The organism is Mycobacterium spongiae (genome assembly GCF_018278905.1).
Classification (GTDB): domain Bacteria; phylum Actinomycetota; class Actinomycetes; order Mycobacteriales; family Mycobacteriaceae; genus Mycobacterium; species Mycobacterium spongiae.
In genome coordinates, this window is sequence record NZ_CP046600.1 from 2625328 (window position 1) to 2641690 (window position 16363).

The 16363-nt window shown below is 65.2% G+C and carries 13 protein-coding genes; 4 read left to right on the forward strand and 9 right to left on the reverse strand.

Annotated elements, in window-relative coordinates:
- Positions 1–7: 7 nt before the first annotated feature.
- The 9 genes from F6B93_RS10665 to F6B93_RS10705 all read right to left on the reverse strand — a co-directional run bounded on the left by F6B93_RS10665 (position 8) and on the right by F6B93_RS10705 (position 10097).
- Positions 8–1657 (reverse strand): fatty acyl-AMP ligase, encoded by a 1650-nt coding sequence (locus F6B93_RS10665; protein ID WP_211699073.1) that lies wholly within the window; start codon positions 1655–1657, stop codon positions 8–10.
- Entirely contained in the window at positions 1654–2388 is a 735-nt protein-coding gene (locus tag F6B93_RS10670; protein ID WP_211699074.1) for a thioesterase II family protein, read from the reverse strand. The genes F6B93_RS10665 and F6B93_RS10670 overlap by 4 nt, the downstream gene beginning before the upstream one ends.
- Entirely contained in the window at positions 2385–5330 is a 2946-nt protein-coding gene (locus tag F6B93_RS10675) for a type I polyketide synthase (RefSeq protein WP_246541064.1), read from the reverse strand. The genes F6B93_RS10670 and F6B93_RS10675 overlap by 4 nt, the downstream gene beginning before the upstream one ends.
- Positions 5331–5341: 11 nt before the next feature.
- A complete protein-coding gene (locus F6B93_RS10680; RefSeq protein WP_211699076.1) occupies positions 5342–5665 on the reverse strand; it encodes an acyl carrier protein in 324 nt (107 codons plus the stop codon).
- Positions 5662–6618, reverse strand: coding sequence for a hypothetical protein (locus F6B93_RS10685; protein WP_211699077.1), 957 nt, complete (start codon positions 6616–6618; stop codon positions 5662–5664). Before F6B93_RS10685 ends, F6B93_RS10680 begins: the two co-directional genes overlap by 4 nt.
- Complete coding sequence (locus F6B93_RS10690) at positions 6618–7769, reverse strand: 3-oxoacyl-ACP synthase (protein ID WP_246541065.1); 1152 nt, start codon at positions 7767–7769, stop codon at positions 6618–6620. The genes F6B93_RS10685 and F6B93_RS10690 overlap by 1 nt, the downstream gene beginning before the upstream one ends.
- A 181-nt stretch (positions 7770–7950) precedes the next feature.
- Positions 7951–8208 (reverse strand): DUF6457 domain-containing protein, encoded by a 258-nt coding sequence (locus F6B93_RS10695; RefSeq protein ID WP_246541066.1) that lies wholly within the window; start codon positions 8206–8208, stop codon positions 7951–7953.
- Positions 8209–8331: 123 nt separating this feature from the next.
- Positions 8332–9051 carry a VldE C-terminal domain-containing protein gene (locus F6B93_RS10700; RefSeq protein WP_425518540.1) on the reverse strand — a complete coding sequence of 240 codons (720 nt, stop codon included), beginning with the start codon at positions 9049–9051 and terminating at the stop codon, positions 8332–8334.
- A gap of 53 nt (positions 9052–9104) precedes the next feature.
- Positions 9105–10097, reverse strand: a complete 993-nt coding sequence (locus tag F6B93_RS10705; protein WP_211699078.1) for an Acg family FMN-binding oxidoreductase — start codon at positions 10095–10097, stop codon at positions 9105–9107.
- Positions 10098–10260: 163 nt separating this feature from the next.
- Here F6B93_RS10705 and F6B93_RS10710 point away from each other — a divergent pair, with 163 nt between their 5' ends.
- From F6B93_RS10710 to F6B93_RS10725, 4 genes are all read left to right on the forward strand, one after another.
- On the forward strand, positions 10261–10905 hold the full coding sequence (locus tag F6B93_RS10710) for a class I SAM-dependent methyltransferase (protein ID WP_211699079.1): 645 nt from the start codon (positions 10261–10263) through the stop codon (positions 10903–10905).
- 167 nt (positions 10906–11072) lie between these two features.
- Positions 11073–12629 (forward strand): succinic semialdehyde dehydrogenase, encoded by a 1557-nt coding sequence (locus F6B93_RS10715; protein ID WP_211699404.1) that lies wholly within the window; start codon positions 11073–11075, stop codon positions 12627–12629.
- Between the two features lie 105 nt (positions 12630–12734).
- Positions 12735–14675 carry a multicopper oxidase family protein gene (locus F6B93_RS10720; protein ID WP_211699080.1) on the forward strand — a complete coding sequence of 647 codons (1941 nt, stop codon included), beginning with the start codon at positions 12735–12737 and terminating at the stop codon, positions 14673–14675.
- 146 nt (positions 14676–14821) lie between these two features.
- Complete coding sequence (locus tag F6B93_RS10725; RefSeq protein WP_211699081.1) at positions 14822–16357, forward strand: aldehyde dehydrogenase family protein; 1536 nt, start codon at positions 14822–14824, stop codon at positions 16355–16357.
- The last annotated feature ends 6 nt before the right edge of the window (positions 16358–16363 follow it).

The following is a 16363-nucleotide window of genomic DNA, read 5'->3' on the forward strand; positions in this document are numbered from 1 at the left end:
ATTGCCCTCATTTCTCCAACAGTTTTCGAGCACAGCTTCGGCGCAGCTTGCCGGACGAAGTCTTCGGCAAGGTGCCCGCCGGGAAGAGCCGTACCTCACTCGGAAGATGTCCGACACGGCGGCTCACCCGGGCGGTGATGTCGCGGCTGATCCGCGCTGCCCGGTCGTCGTCGTCGGCGTCGCGCACTTCCGCAAGGACCGCGAAGCCTTCTCGATCGCCGTCGATACGCAATGCGATCACACAGCCGGTTCGCACGCCGTCGACATCCTCGGCCGCACGCTCGATGTCGTGCGGGTAGAGGTTTCTGCCGGCCAGCACGATCAGATCCTTGGTGCGGCCGCACACATAGATTCGTCCCCGCTCATCGACGTAGCCGAGGTCTCCGCTGTCGAACCAGCCATCAGCGGAGGCCAGCGGCATCACGCCGTCGGACGTGATGTAGCTCTTGGCGACCGCCGGTCCGCGCAACTCAATGGCACCGATCTCCCTGGGCGCTTGAGGTATTCCGTCTCGGACGATCCGTACATCCATGCCCATAGCCGGTGAGCCCAGCGACACGAGGTGCCGCACGTCCTCGGGGTCCTCGGGGGCACCGTGCACCGGCTGCGCCCGACGCGCCTCCGACATGGTCCGCCGGGAAACCCGGTCGACGAGCGGTTCCTCGTGCGCCGACGCCAGCGACACCACCAAGGTGGCTTCGGCGAGCCCGTATGCGGGCATCATCGCTGTCGGCCGCAGACCGAAACGTGCACCGACGGCGGCGAAGTCGGCCACGTCGCGATGGTCGATGGGTTCGGCCCCGTTCACCGCGACCCGCAGCGATGACAGGTCGATATCGTTGGGCTCGGCACGTTGCAACACCCGCGCGAGCACGGAATAGGCGAAATTGGGACCCGCGGTGATAGTGGCGCGATGCCGGCTGATCAGCTCCGCCCAGCTGAGCGGTCGGGTCAGAAACTCGTGCGGTGGGACGACGACGGCTTCGATACCTACCTGCATCGGAAGGCAAATGAACCCAATCATCCCCATGTCGTGGGCGAGCGGCAGCCAACTTGCCATCACGTCGGTGTCCGCGTTGAGGTCTAGTCCATCGCGGGCCGCGACCGCGTTCGCGGCGAGGTTACCGTGGCTGATCTCGACGGCTTTCGGTGCACCGGTCGACCCGGATGTCAACTGCCGCAGCGCGATATCGCTCTCATCGGCATCATCGAAGGAGCCGGGTGCGGCCGCCGCGTTGTCGCTGAGCGCCTCGATCGTGCACGCCGCGAGGTCGTGATCTGCTAGGCGATCCACGACCTCCAAGAACGGCTCGCCCACGACAACCAGATCGGCCTTGATAGTCCGGATCGCCCGCACCGTGTCGGCCAGCCAGACGCCAAGGTCGGTGCGCGGCGTCGGTTGCTGCAGCATTGTCAGTGCGGCTCGACGTAGCCAGAGAGCCTGTGCGAGCGGCGCGACATGGGCGGCGTCGGACGCCAAGACCGCGACCGAGCCGTGGTGGCCGACTCCCTGCGCGGCCAGGCCAGTAGCCATCCGCGTGGCTCGCTCGTGAACTTCCTGCCAGCTCAACCGGGTCGGGTCGCTGAACGCGCCGGCGGTCAATTGCTTGGGCGAGGATGCTGCTGCGGCGAGCATGCCGCGCGTTAATTCGCTCATGCGACGACGCTCCTCTCCCGTGCCGCGTCCGCGACAACATGCGCAACCGCTGCCACCAATTCCGGTTCCGGCGAACGGAAGAGGAAGTGACCGCCGTAGTAGAGGCGGACCGGCTGCGGCTGCAGCGAATGAGCGGCCCAGCGGGCCAACGTGGGTGGTGGCACCAGTGGATCCGTCAGACCGCCGAAGATATGCAGCGGGCATGGCAGGGGCTGCCCGCCGGTGTGCCGGTACGACCGGACGATGCGCAGATCGTCACGAACGGTGGGGAGCAACAACGCCAGCCAATCGGGACGGTCGAGAATCTCGGCCGGCAGCCCACCGTAGTTGACGAGCTCCACGGCCAACGCGTGATCGTCGGCCAGTGGCAGATCATGCAGGGGCGTGGGCATGCTGGGGGCTCGGCAGGCCGCGACGATGACGGCCTCCGGTGCCCTCATTCCACGCGAGATCCGCAGTTGGGTGAGCAGATACGCCAGCATTGCGCCCATGCTGTGTCCGAGCAGAACGTGCGGCCGGGCAAGGAGGTCGTCGAGTTCGTCGGCCAGTGCCCGCACGCACGTCCAGGCGTCGACATGGCGGGGTTCGTCGCGGCGCGTCTCCCGTCCCGGGAGGTTCACCGCCGTGAAGGCCACCTCGGAGCCCATGGCCTGCAGCCCGCGGCGCAGCGGATGGAACGACGCCGCACTGCCACCGGCGTGGTGCAGGCACACCAATTCGACTGGCTTCATGCGCTCATCCCATTGTGTTTCCCATTGTGTTCGAGCCGCTGTACGGCGAAATCGACCAGATCGCCGACGTTGTGAATCCGGGGCAGTAGTTCGTCGACGGTGACGTGCCGCAACTGTGGATACTGCTGGCGAAGTCGATCCAGCAGGCGAAGCTGCAGCAACGAGTCGTAGCCCAAGTCGTCGGCCAGGCGCTGCGATCGGGTGAGCGTATCGAGCTGATAGCCACCTACCTCGGCGATCAGCGACATGATCCCGTCCGCTATGCCGCGCCGGGCATACTCGGTCGGCTCATGCCGTGCCGCCGCGGTATTCAACTGCGCCGGGGCAATCGGCACCACCCGGCGATCGGACGCAACCTGGCCGTCTGACCAGTACCGGTTTGAGCTGTCAAAAACATAGGGCGGAAGTCGATGCAGGGGGCCGGCCTCCCCGCCGTAAAGCGTCGAGAGGTCGGGCGAGTACCCGTCACGCATCAGCGTCGCGGCCACGGACAGTAGCTCCGTGCCGTCGGACTCCGGGCCGCGGCACAAGGCCAGCGCGCGGGTGCGTGCGGGTACTTCGCATTGCCTGGCGAGAGTGAGGAGCGCGGTTTTCGGGCCAGCTTCGGCGATGTAGTCCGGACTCGTCGAACGCACCGCGGCCTGCACCGCGTCGGCGAACCGCACCGGCGCACCGACATGGTGTGCCCAGTAATCGGCGGTCAACTCATCGCCGGTGACTTCTCTGCCAAGGACCGTGGAGAACAGCGGAAACTCGGCCGGTCCCGGTGTGAGCCCGGCCAGCTCGTGCCGCAGCGCTGCCACTACCGGCTCCATCAGCGGCGAGTGAAAGGCATGGGACACCGCCAAGTTCACTACCTTGCCCCCGCGACGCCGGATCATGGTTTCAGCTCGTGCCACCGCTTCGGTGGTGCCCGAGATCGTTTGTGACCGTGGCCCGTTGACGGCCGCGATTGAGCATCGCGGCTCGGCCGCGACCAAGGCCTCGGCCTCCTCGACAGTGAGATCGACAGCGATCATGGCCCCATCCCGGGGCAGCGAGCCCATCAGCCGCCCCCTGGCGACGACGACCTTGGCGGCAGTGTCGACGGTGAGCGCACCGGCCAGGCAAGCGGCCGTCACCTCACCCAAACTGTGGCCGATTCCGAATAGCGGGCGGATTCCACTCTCTTGCAGTGTCTTTCCCAACGCGTAGGACACGGCAAATAGTGCCGGTTGTGCGACGCTGGTGTGCTCGAGGCGACCGTCGTCGCCGAAGATCGCGGCACGCGGATCTGAGTGCAGGTGCTGCTCCACGGTGGCCGCCACGGTGTCCAAGTTCTTCCGGTAGATCGCGTGAGTGGCATAGAGCCGCCGCGTCATGCCCGGGTAGTGACTTGCCTGTCCCGTGAACAGCAGTCCGACTCCGGCCGGTTGCTTGTGAGACGGGACCGATGACGTCAGATCGCCACGGGCGCCGCTGGCGAACTGCCGTAGGCCATCGGCCAAGGTATCGCGGGTGCCTTCCACAACAAGGCGATGCGGATGCGACCGCTTGACAACGTTGGTCGACCGGCACCACGATCTGACTTGCGCGGGGTCGAGGGTGCGCAGCGCGGAAGCGATCGATGTGGCGTTGTGCCGCAGGGCCTGTGGCGACGGTGCTGAGATCGTCAACACCCCGTTGCGGCCCAGCCTGCACGGCGTCGCGGCGGGTGCCGACTGCACGATCGCGTGTGCGTTGCTGCCGCCCAAGCCAAACGAACTCACCGCGCCCAGTGCCCCGGTTGCTCGGAGTTCGCGCCGATCATCGGCCAGTTGCAGTCCGTTCTCCTCGAGCCGCAGGCCGGGATCGGCGGCATCGCCGAACACCGTGGGCGGCAACACGCGATGATGCAGCGCTAGGCACGTCTTGATGAACGCCGCGATGCCCGCACTGCCTTCGGTGTGCCCGATGTTCCCTTTCACCGAGCCGAGCAGACATGGTTGGCCGCTTCGGGTCTTGTGGACGTCGCCCAACGCGTTGGCTTCGATTCGGTCGCCGAGCACCGTTCCGGTGCCGTGGGCTTCGACAAAACTGAGCTGTTCGGCGGCGATCTCGGCGAGGCTCAGCGCGCGGCGCATGAGGTCCACCTGCGATCGGCGGCTTGGGGCGGTGATTCCGTTGCTGCGGCCGTCGTGGTTGGCGACCGAACTCTTCACGACCGCATAGATCGGCTGGCCGGCGGCCAGCGCATCGTCGAGTCGGCGCAACACCACGGTGCCGACGCCCTCGCCGCGGCCGATGCCGTCAGCGCGTCGGCCGAACGGTTTACACCGGCCGTCGGGTGCGGACAGACCGGCCTGGGTGTAGAAGATCGAAAGCGCCGGCGTCATAATCAGATTGGTGCCAGCCGCGATCGCGGTGTCGGCCTCACCCGAGCGCAGCGCCGCACAGGCTTGGTGTACGGCGGTCAGCGACGACGAGCATGCCGAATCGATGGCCACGCTCGGTCCGCGCAGGCCGAGGTGGTAGGAGATCCGATTGGCAGTCATGAAGTAGCCGGTGCCGGTGCCGCGCACTGAGGTAAGCCCGGGCAGGTCGAAGATCTGCAGGTTGCTCCACTCGCTGGACATGATCCCGACAAAGACCCCAGTCTGCGTGCCGGCCAGGGACCGCGGATCGATTCCGGCGTCTTCGATTGCGCGCCATGATGACTCCAGGAGCATTCGCTGCTGCGGGTCGAGCGCGGCGGCCTCGACCGGCGCAATGCCAAAGAAGCTGTTGTCGAAGGCGTCCGCGTTGTCGATGAAATGGGCTCGGCGGGTGTTTGTGGTGCCGGGGCCGCCGCCGGCGCTGTAGTAGGCGTCGATGTCCCAGCGCTGCTTCGGCACCTCGGTGTCGGTGACGACGCCATCCATGAGCAGCCGCCAGAACGCGTCCCGGTCGGGCGCGCCCGGGAAGCGGCAGTCGATGCCGGTCACTGCGACGGGTATCACGGGGACGCGTCCGGGTCGGCCAGATGCTCAGCGATGGCATCAATGGTTGCGTAGTCGTACATGATGGTGGTTTCCACGGCGATGCCCTTCTCGTACTCGAGATCGGCGCACAGTTGCAGGCTCGCTGCGGAGTCGAGCCCGTAGTCGGCCAGCGGCGTGTCGAGGCCGATGGCTTCCGGTGCCATGTTGATATGCCGGGCCACTTTTGCGGTGAACCAGTCGGTGAGTTCTTGGTAACCGGGTGGGCAGCCGATGAGCGGACGTGATGTGTCGGCGGTAGCCGGCACCTGCTTCCTGCTGTCGGTGTCGATGACGGTCATGATGTGGCCCCCTCCGATATCGCTGCTTGATCGATCGCTGGTCGACCGAAAGAGATCCGTCGTTGGACGACCCGGCGCAGGTGCCCGGAGAACCGGGCTCCGCCGGCGAGTGCGGCCACTGCGGTCAGTGGCAGACCGAGCACGATCGCGATCCCGAGGCTCAGTGCGAACGTGACCAGGCTCGCGGAGTACGCCACGGTGCCGTACCCGCGCGCGGACCGTACCGTCGCTCCCCAGACCCGGAAAATCTTTCCGGCGATCAAATCCGCCGCGGCCAACGCGGGAACGATCGGCGCCGCGGTCGGTGGGCACGGTTGGAACTCGGCGATGTCGCGACCGACTGCGGCCACCCTGGCCAGCTCGTCGTCGCCCACGCCGGCCCGGCCGAACCAGAGGAACCGCTCGCGGTTGCCGGTCAGTAGCCAGCGAAGAGTGGTCACCAGGGTCGTTGACGACCGTCGAGTGTCGGTGGCTGCGATCACCTCGACGCTGTTCGCGCCGGCGGCCCGCAACAGTGCCGAAGCCTCGGCGGCGGCCGAGTACCACATGTTGCGGCAGGCGATCAGCGAGATGACGCGACGCCCTCGGACGGCCTCGGGATGCCTTTTCAGCAGCGACCGGATGGGTAGCGACGGTGCCAAGTACCAGACCTGGTAGGCGAGGATGACCAGTTCGTTGTCGGCGGATTCGAAGCTCTCCGCCGGCGGGAGGAGCTCCACGACTGCATCCGGATCCACGGCCTGCGGGAACACCCCGAAGAATTGCCTTATCGGCCACGGAAACGGGAACCTCTCGCGCGGCGCCACGTCGACCCATCGAAGATCCCACCCGCGGGCTTGCAGCGGTGCGGTCAAGGCCTCGGCGACCTCGCCCAGCTGGCCGGTCTGGGTGTAGAGGTACACGACCGCCCGAGGGCGCTGCCGCTGCCTCTGGCTGAGCGTCGGCGCTCCCATCAGCCACGCGCCTCCGACGCGGAGGCCGCCGACACGGCGGTCAGGTGCATGAAGGAGATCGCGAACCGGCCCGACTCGGGAACCATGCACAGCAGTGTGTCGCCCTCGGCGATCAGCCCCTGCTGCATCATCTCGTCGAGAATCACGTAGATCGACGCGCAGCCGATGTTTCCGACGCTGGTCAAGTTGCTGTACCAGATTTCGGGGCGGTCCACACCCAGGCCGCGCCGAGAGAACTCTTTGAACACAATGTCTTTCATCCGCTCGCTGGAGTAGTGCGCGGGGATCCAGGTCAATGTCGACGGATCGAACTTGCCTAGCCGGCGCAGCCGCTCGTACTCATCGGCTCCGACGCTCACCAGGTGCGGTAACAGGGTCAGGTCCTGCCGCAGCACGAGCGCCCCGTCTGCCGAGGCCGCCCCCGCGGCCGGGTAGTCAAGCCACGTTGTGCCACACGTGCGGTCGTTGCTGCCGAGGTACATGCACGCCTGCTCGGTATGGGCGTACGACGTGAGCGAAATCCAGTCGATGCGCAGGCTGACGCCGGAGGTGGCGGGCTGGTCTTCGATCACCACTGCGCCGGCCCCGTCGGAGAGCATGTAGCGCAGGAATGCAGCCTCCAGGGGCAGCGAACCATCCTCCGCGGCCGCGCCCATCTCGTCGTACCGGGAGCTCTTGAATAGCCGGGAGGCGAACTCGCTGGCCACGCTGATCGCGTTGCGCTTCTCGCCGATCGCCACCTGTAGGTAAGCGTTCTTCAGCGCCATCATCCCCGAACTGCAGACGCCATGAGCGGTGGAGATTTCCAGCGGTCCGTAGCCCAGCTCGCCATGCACCATGCTGGCGTGTCCGGGCGCCATCACGTCGGGAAGTGTGGTTGCCGCCGACAGCAGTTGGATGTCGTTGGGTCCGAGTCGGGTGCGTTCCACGGCGCTGCGGACAGCGCCGGCGGCCATGGCGGCGCCCGAGATGACCGTTTGCTGGTTCTTGTCGATGGCGTAGTGGCGCGTCTTGATGCCGCAGTTGGCGAGGGTCACGGCCTTCAGGTCGGAGGTCGAGCGCCCGGCCTTTCCGATGTAGTCCTCGATCGCGTCGTTGGGCACCGGGTCGCCGGGAAGGAAGCTGCCCGTCGCTGTGATGTATGCGTTCACGATGTCGCTCCGCTCGTCTGGGCTATACGTGAAGTGACACGGCCGATGCCCAAGAGTCGTTCGGGCGAGAATGCGTAGAGTTCCCTGTGCGCAACCTTGCGGTTAGCGGAGTATGCAGCGAACGCCCAGGCCAGCACGCTGGCTGGACGCTTGCCGGGGGAGTGGCGTCAGGGTGTCAATGTCAGCCGGGTGCGGACTCGTCCGGCAGCTCGGCCCGGAGCCGGTCTACGGTCCTGGGCAGCGTATCGGTTCGACTAGCTCCGGCCGCCAACTCGCGCCCGACTACACAGCCGGCGAGGAAAGTGGTGAGTGGGGTCATCTTGCGCTCGACTCGATGAGCGACGTCGCGCGCCACCTCGAGGAGTCGCGCGGTTTCTGCGGGCGTCAGCGGCTCCTCGCCAAGCGCGCGCGCCACATCGTCGATCCAGTCGGCCATCATTCCTCCCTCATTCCGGCATCATTCCGCCGCGCGGCCGAGGTACCCGTGCTCGGCCCGCGCCAGGGCATGCTGCGACCCTATCCCGCCCCCTACAACGATGGATGCAGCTAACGATCCGATGAGTCAATTCTGCGGCGACGGGCTCATGGACCCGATGTAGTAGTTTTCGTTTCCGGTCGGGTATCCGCCGCCATTGGTGGCGATGTGAACGTGGTCGTAGTGGTTCAACGTCGGTGAGCCGTAGTCTGCCGTCCAACTCGGTGCGCCAATGCCCGGGTAGAACCCGCGCCGCCAGATCACATGAATGACCCCCCAGCGTTTCGCGTTCGCCAAGGCCAACCCAGCGATTTGGTTGCCGAGCTCGATGCCCTGGTCGCTGCCATAGTCCGGGATCATCACGTCAATGGCCAACCCGTTGGGATGCCACTTCAACGGATCGTGTCGGAATCCGCCGATAGTGGTGATCTCGGGGAACAGCACGCTGATGGCCCGGGCCACCCAGATAGTCCTGACCTGCAACCCGTTTTCGGGTGCGACGCCGGCCGGTAACGCGAACTTGTATTCCTGGGCGGCGACGGGCGCGCTGGCCGCCAGCAATTCCGCCTCGGTGGGGCTGGGAACGTGCGCGCCGCCCTCCGGCGCCGACTCCGGTTCAGCCTGGGTTGCTGCCGGAATGTCCATGCAGCAGGGAGGCTCATGGGTTTTCGCGTAGACCATGCCCGCGGAGACGACGAGCGAGACTGCCAACGCCAACAGGCGGCCCCAGCTCTTGGCGGAGCCGTCTCTGCCCAGAAATCTGCCCACGAACAGCACTGTAGTGGCGTCTGCGACGCGTGTGGCGATCTTGGTTGCTTGTGTTGGCGCGAGCTTCGCGGTCTGTCTGCGCCAGGAGCCGGTTACTGCTCTTGGACCCGAACCTGGAATACCTCATCGATCGGGCGCCGTGGCGTTGCCGGTTGCGGATCTTCGGTGTCCGGGACGAGACCAACGCGAACCAACACCTGGGGAGTGGTCGTCTGCTCAATGAGCGTTGCGACAAGATCCCGGCTTGCGTGCAGTTCGGTGATGTGGGTCAGCGTGCATGTGGCAAGCCCGCCCATGGTGGCGTCGAGCAATACCGCGGAAAGCGCCTCGCCACACTGCAGCACGCTGGCGCGTTCGGCATCGTCTGTGGACAGCACCACGATCTTGGAATGGTCGCGACCGTACTGGGGGCGCCGATCGGTGTCGGAGGCGACGGGGAAGGGGCGTCCCACATCGACGCGGTCACTTTCTGCGGTCGAGGCCAACGAACTATTGGGGATACCGTCGGAAACTTCGAAATCCCCTGTCCACCAAGAGAGTTCGTCATGATAGGAAGAATCATACAGACGTAGCGATTCGGTGAGCTGAGATGCCTTGGCCAGTTCGGGACGCAGATCGTCGGCGACGACGTCGACGCGAACGTGGTGGGCGGCTACGGTCCTGCGAAACTGCGACTCCATCGAGTCCCAATCCGGCGGCTCGGCGAACGGCAGCCGGTCGGTACGGCGTCGCCTCATTGCGTCCGCGCGCAACTGGTGGCCCTCGGTGACGAACTCCAACGGGCTGAACTCAATCGACGCCAGATGCAATGGATCGTTCGGGTTGGGAAACCGGTCGACTCTCGTGGTCCAGCCGCCAGCCGCCATCGCCACGCGGAAGTGGTCGAGCACGGCACCGCAACCAAGCAGCGCTTCGCGCCCCGAATGGTCGGTCGAGTACAGCACCCGATCCTTGTCGAGTCGCAGTTCCACCGAATTGTCCACGGATATCCACCGCCACGGTTGGCTGTTGTGCAGCGACGGCGCGCGGCACGCCAACTGCACCGCGTTCTTGATGACTTCGGTATTCACCAGGGTGTCCGGCACGATCATCCTCCGCTATTGGTCGTACCCCAATCGTTGCGGACATCGTCGAAGACCACCAGGGTCAATGGTCACCTAGCCGACTCCGCACCGGAACCAATTCGGCCGGCGTCTCGTGTTACCTGGTGGTGCGACGAATCGCGTCGTGAGTGGAGGCAGGAAAATCATGACAGGCAAACAAGCCAGCGTTGACAATCCCGTCTTCGCGCGAGTGTGGACATTTCTCACGCGCCACGAACCAGCGGCCGTGCGAGCGCTGCGGCAACAGAATCTCGCCGGACTGACGGGACGCGTGCTCGAGGTGGGCGCGGGCACCGGCACCAACTTCATGCTGTACCCCGAATCGGTCGGCGAGGTCGTAGCCCTCGAGCCGGAATCCCGGCTAGCCGACGTCGCGCGGGAGACCGCAGCCGGCGCGCCGGTACCAGTGACGGTGACCGAATGCACCATCGAAGCATTGCCACCCGACGACGAGTTCGACGCGGTGGTGTGCTCATTGGTGCTGTGCTCGGTCGACGACCCGGATACGGTGCTTCGGCAGTTGCTGGCAAGGCTGCGGCCGGGCGGGCAGCTCAGGTACCTCGAGCACGTGGCCAGCCCCGGCCTGCGCGGACGGCTGCAGCGGTTGGCGGACGCCACTGTCTGGCCCCGCATCGCTGGCAACTGCCACACCCACCGCGACACCGAACGGAGGATCGCTGCGGCCGGCTTCACGCCACAAACCGCGCGCCACGAGTTGCTGTTTCCGTCATGGGTGCCTGTGCCGGTGTCGGAAGTCGCCCTGGGAGAGGCGATTCGTCCTGCCGCCTGATGTCCCGGCTGCCACGCCGCGACCCGCCGACGCGACCGCGACGGATGCCGGCCCGACAGCTCAGCTCACGCCCGGCGGATGAGCCGACCAGCTTCGGCCGGGTTCTAGACCCCGGCAGGGCGATAGTCTGGTGCCCTAGACGCCCGCACTCGTCGAGAGGTAAAGCCATGCCTGCACCCTCAGCCGAGGTCTTCGATCGCCTGCGCAATCTGGCAGCGATCAAGGATGCCACTGGACGGGAGACCCGAACGATCGATGAGGTCTTCACCGGCAAGCCCCTGACCACGATCCCCGTTGGCACGGCCGCCGACGTGGATGCGGCATTCGCCGAAGCTCGCGCCGCACAGGTCGACTGGGCGAGGCGTCCGGTCGCCGACCGGGCCGAAGTCGTCCGGCGCTACCGCGACCTGGTTATCGAGAACCGCGAGTTCCTGATGGATCTGCTGCAGGCCGAGGCGGGCAAAGCCCGATGGGCGGCGCAGGAAGAGATCGTCGATCTGATCGCCAACGCGAACTACTATGCCCGCGTCTGCGCGGACCTGTTGAAGCCCCGCACCGTGCAGCCGCTCCTGCCCGGGATCGGCAAGACCACCGTCGTGTATCAGCCCAAGGGCGTGGTCGGGGTGATTTCGCCGTGGAACTATCCGATGACGCTCACGGCGTCCGACTCGGTGCCGGCGCTTCTCGCGGGCAATGCGGTCGTACTCAAGCCGGACAGCCAGACGCCGTATTGCGCGCTCGCCTGCGCGGAGCTGCTGTACCGGGCCGGGCTGCCGCGGCCGCTGTACGCGATCGTGCCGGGTCCGGGCTCGGTGGTTGGCACCGCAATCACCGACAACTGCGACTACCTCATGTTCACCGGGTCGTCGGAAACTGGCAGCCGGCTCGCCGAACACGCCGGCCGTCGGCTCATTGGCTTTTCGGCCGAACTCGGCGGCAAGAACGCAATGATCGTCGCGCGCGGCGCCAACCTCGACAAAGTCGCCAAGGCCGCCACCCGAGCATGCTTCTCCAACGCCGGGCAGCTGTGCATCTCCATTGAGCGCATCTACGTCGAGAAGGACATCGCCGACGAGTTCACCCGCAAGCTCGGCGAAGCCGTGCGAAACATGAAGCTCGGCACCGAATACGACTTCTCGGTTGACATGGGTAGCCTGATATCGGCGAGCCAATTGAAAACTGTTTCGGGACACGTGGACGACGCAACAGCCAAGGGCGCCAGGGTGATTGCGGGAGCCAAGGCTCGGCCCGACATCGGACCCCTGTTCTACGAAGCGACCGTGCTCACCGACGTCACCCACGAAATGGAGTGCGCCGCCAACGAGACGTTCGGCCCGCTCGTTTCGATCTACCCGGTGGCCGATGTCGACGAAGCCGTCGACAAAGCCAACGACACCGAATACGGGCTCAACGCCAGCGTGTGGGCGGGCTCCACCGCTGCGGGGGAGAAGATCGCCGCCAGGTTGCGATCGGGGACAGTGAACGTCGATGAGGGTTACGCCTTCGCCTGGGGCAGCCTCAGCGCCCCGATGGGCGGAATGGGCCTGTCGGGCGTCGGCCGCCGACACGGCGCCGAGGGCCTGCTGAAGTACACCGAGTCACAAACCATCGCGACCGCCCGCGTGTTCAATCTGGACCCACCGTTTGGCATGTCACCGACACTGTGGCAGAAGTCGCTGCTGCCCATCGTGCGCGCCGTGATGAAGCTTCCCGGCAGGAAGTGATCGTCTTCGCCGCCCGTTTGCGAGAGCCAGGCGCCAATGACACACCACTCGAGCCGTGAAACCGCCGACCCCATGGCTTCGCGACGCACCTTCCTGAGAGCATCGGTGTCCACCGGCGCGCTGCTGGGGCTCAATCTTGGCGGTGCTCTGGCCGGGTGCGCCCGCACTGAGCAGCACGCGAGGGCCGTCACCCTGCTGGATCCGGCAAGCCAGGAGAAATTCCGCAATCCACTACCCAGGCCAGCGAGAATCCAACCCGACCCCGATGCCATCCTCACCCTGTCGATGGCAGAGGCGCGCCAGTGGATGGGGCTACGAGCGCCCGATGGTAGCCGGCTCTTGACCACGGTGTACGGCTTTGCGCATGAGGATCAGGTGGCCACGCCGGGCCCCACGATCATCGCCCGGTCACGGGAAACCGTTGCGGTCGAATGGCAGAACCAGCTGCCCACCGACAAACCCCACATTCTGCCCATAGACCTGACCCTGCATATTCCGGACCTTGGCGATTCAGGAGATTCAGGCGATCCAGGCGATTCAGGCGATTCAGGCGATTCAGGGGACCAGTTCATCACCCAGAAGCCACTTGTCATCCACTTGCACGGTGGCCACACGAATCCGGAAAGCGACGGGAGTCCCGAAGCGTGGTATACGCAGGATTACCACACCATCGGGCCAGAGTGGACCACGCGGACCTACCGCTACGACAACACCCAGGAAGCAGCGGGTTTGTGGTACCACGATCACACGGTGGGCATGACGCGACTCAACGTGTACGCGGGCCTGGCCGGCATGTACCTCGTCAAAGACGAGAATGAGGACCGGCTGATCGAGCAAGCGATCCTGCCCGACGATGACCATATGATCGAAATCGTCATCCACGACGCCTTATTTGACGACAGCGGGAACCTGTATCTTCCCGGCCGGCATGGTGAACCGATCGATCCGATCGGCGAGAAAGAGATCGCTGATAATTGGCCGAATCCCACCGTGCTCGATGAGTTTTTCGGCACGCACATTCTGGTCAATGGCATGGCCTGGCCCAAGGTGGATTTACCACCGAACAGGTACCGGCTCCGTCTTCTGAACGGGTCCGTCTCGCGGAGCTATGTTCTGGAGTTCGATAACGGAATGGAATTCTTCCAAGTCGGCTCAGACGGCGGATTCTTGAATTCTCCGGTTAGGCTGACGCAGTTGGTGGTTGCGCCGGCTGAGCGGATGGATATCGTGGTGGACTTCAGCGCGCACGCCGGCGAGAAAATGGTCCTAAGAAACCTTGGCCCAGAATTGCCGTTCCGCGGTTACGTTGACCCCGCCGACCCCGACAACTTCATGAAACTGGTTTACAATGCCGGCGGAGATCTGCAAATCACTAACGGCCTCGGCGGGCTCGCCACCATCGCCGATCCCGAGACAACCGGTTTGATCATGCGCTTCGATATCGGCGACGCAGACACGGCGGGGGATTTGCAGGCTCCCAACTTCGGTCCGGCGGCGATGCTGCGGGAGCCGCGGCAGTTGCTTCCCCGGGACAATCCGCACAAGGTGCGGCAACTAGTGCTGTTCAACCTGCGCGACGACATGGACAGAACGTTGGTGTTGTTGGGTTCGATGGAGTCCGGTTCCCTGTTCTATTCAGATGAAATCACCGAGATCATCGACCAGGGGTCGACGGAGATCTGGGAGATCTACAATACGACGAATTCGGCGCACCCGATTCATCTTCACCAAGTGCAGTTCGAGGTTATTAATCGTCAGCAGTTTGATGGCGATGTCGTTCATCGGACCCAGCAATTCATGCACGATCCGCAGCGGACTTTTCAAGGAGCCAAACTCGAGCTTCACGGTCTGAAAGGGGATCCCGTATTTCCGCAGCCCAATGAGCAGGGCAGAAAAGATACGACGTTGGCCCTGGCCGGTCAGGTTACCCGCCTCATCGCTCATTTCGACCTGGTCGGAACATATGTCTGGCATTGTCACATCATTAGCCACGAGGACTACGACATGATGCGCAAATTTCTGGTCCAGCCGAATCCGTCGGAGTGAGGCGTGGCGAAGGTTGGCCGCATAGGCGACAGCACCATGCCCGGCGAGGCAGAATAACCAAAGCGCATCGAGATCCCGCCGGGCAGCGGACACGCCGAATCCACAACCGACACCACACACCGCGCCGAGTTACCGAGGAGACTGAGATGGACAGCATCGCAACAGAACCGACGGCGAAGCGCGCTGACGGCCAGACGCAGATCGCGGTCGAGAATCCGGCCACGGGAGAAGTCATTGGGCATGTGCCCGACATGACCGCTGGCGAAGTTGCCGAGCTTGCCCGGAGCGGGCGGGCCGCGCAGCCGGGCTGGGAGGCCATGGGCTTCGACGGTCGCGGAATCATTCTGCGGCGGATGCAGCGATGGCTCATCGACAACGCCGACCGAGTGATCGGCACGATTTGTGCGGAAACGGGGAAAGCCTACGAGGATGCCCAGATCGCCGAACTCACCTACGGCGCAGCGGCGTTCGGGTTCTGGGCGGACAAAGCGTCGCAGTACCTCGCCGACGAACGGGTCCGAACGTCGTCGGTGTTCGTCAAGGGCAAACGGCTGGTGTTGCGATACCGGCCCTTGGGCCTCATCGGGGTCATCGGCCCGTGGAACTACCCGCTGACGAACTCATTCGGGGACTGCATCCCCGCACTCGCGGCCGGCAACAGCGTGCTGCTCAAACCTTCGGAGGTCACGCCGTTGACGTCAATCCTTCTCGCGGAGGGGCTGGCCGCCTGCGGCCTGCCCGACGATGTGTTCGCCGTAGCCACCGGTCGCGGCGCGACCGGTGCCGCGGTCATCGACGAGGTCGACATGATCATGTTCACCGGTTCAACGGCCACGGGGCGCAAGGTCGGCGTGCGAGCCGCGGAGCGACTGATACCCGCGTCACTAGAACTCGGCGGCAAGGACCCGATGATCGTGCTCGCCGACGCCAACATCGAGCGCGCGGCGAACCATGCTGCCTACTACGCGATGTTCAACTGCGGCCAAACCTGTATCTCGATCGAACGCTGCTACGTGGAGGCCCCGATCTACGACGAGTTCGTTACGCGCGTCACCGAGAAGGTCAACGCGATCCGCCAAGGGGTGCCCGCCGGACCGGGCAGCATCGACGTCGGATCGCTCACGTTCCCGCCGCAAGTCGAGACGGTGGAGCGCCACGTCGCCGAGGCGCGCGACCGCGGAGCGAAGGTGCTCACCGGGGGACACCGCGGGCGCTCCACCGGGTATTGGTTCGAACCCACGGTCCTCGTCGACGTCGACCATGACATGGCCTGCATGCAGGAAGAGACCTTCGGTCCGACACTGCCGATCATGAAGGTCGACGACGTCGAACAGGCCATTCGGCTGGCCAACGACTCACAGTATGGGCTGGGCGCGGCGGTGTTTTCCCGCGACTTGGCGCGCGCCGAGGCGGTCGCGCGGCGGGTGAACGCCGGCGTGGTCACCGTCAACGACGCGATCATCAACTACACCGCGCTGGAACTGCCGATGGGCGGCGCCAAGCCTGGCTCGGGGGTCGGCTATCGCCACGGTCCAGGCGGAATCCGCAAGTACTGTCGCCAGCAGGCGCTGCTAATCTCCCGCTTCCACCCGCATCGCGACATCCATATGCACCCTTATCGAGCCAGGCGAACCCGCCTCTTGGGCCGGCTGCTTGGCCTGCTGTATCGCGGACGCCGGTGACGGCGG

Excerpts from the sequence above, each read along its gene's own strand:
- F6B93_RS10665 (WP_211699073.1), bottom strand. The coding sequence starts at position 1,657 with ATGAGCGAATTAACGCGCGGCATGCTCGCCGCAGCAGCATCCTCGCCC.
- F6B93_RS10670 (WP_211699074.1), bottom strand. The coding sequence starts at position 2,388 with ATGAAGCCAGTCGAATTGGTGTGCCTGCACCACGCCGGTGGCAGTGCG.
- F6B93_RS10710 (WP_211699079.1), top strand. The coding sequence starts at position 10,261 with ATGACAGGCAAACAAGCCAGCGTTGACAATCCCGTCTTCGCGCGAGTG.
- F6B93_RS10685 (WP_211699077.1), bottom strand. The coding sequence starts at position 6,618 with ATGGGAGCGCCGACGCTCAGCCAGAGGCAGCGGCAGCGCCCTCGGGCG.
- F6B93_RS10695 (WP_246541066.1), bottom strand. The coding sequence starts at position 8,208 with ATGATGGCCGACTGGATCGACGATGTGGCGCGCGCGCTTGGCGAGGAG.
- F6B93_RS10725 (WP_211699081.1), top strand. The coding sequence starts at position 14,822 with ATGGACAGCATCGCAACAGAACCGACGGCGAAGCGCGCTGACGGCCAG.
- F6B93_RS10680 (WP_211699076.1), bottom strand. The coding sequence starts at position 5,665 with ATGACCGTCATCGACACCGACAGCAGGAAGCAGGTGCCGGCTACCGCC.
- F6B93_RS10715 (WP_211699404.1), top strand. The coding sequence starts at position 11,073 with ATGCCTGCACCCTCAGCCGAGGTCTTCGATCGCCTGCGCAATCTGGCA.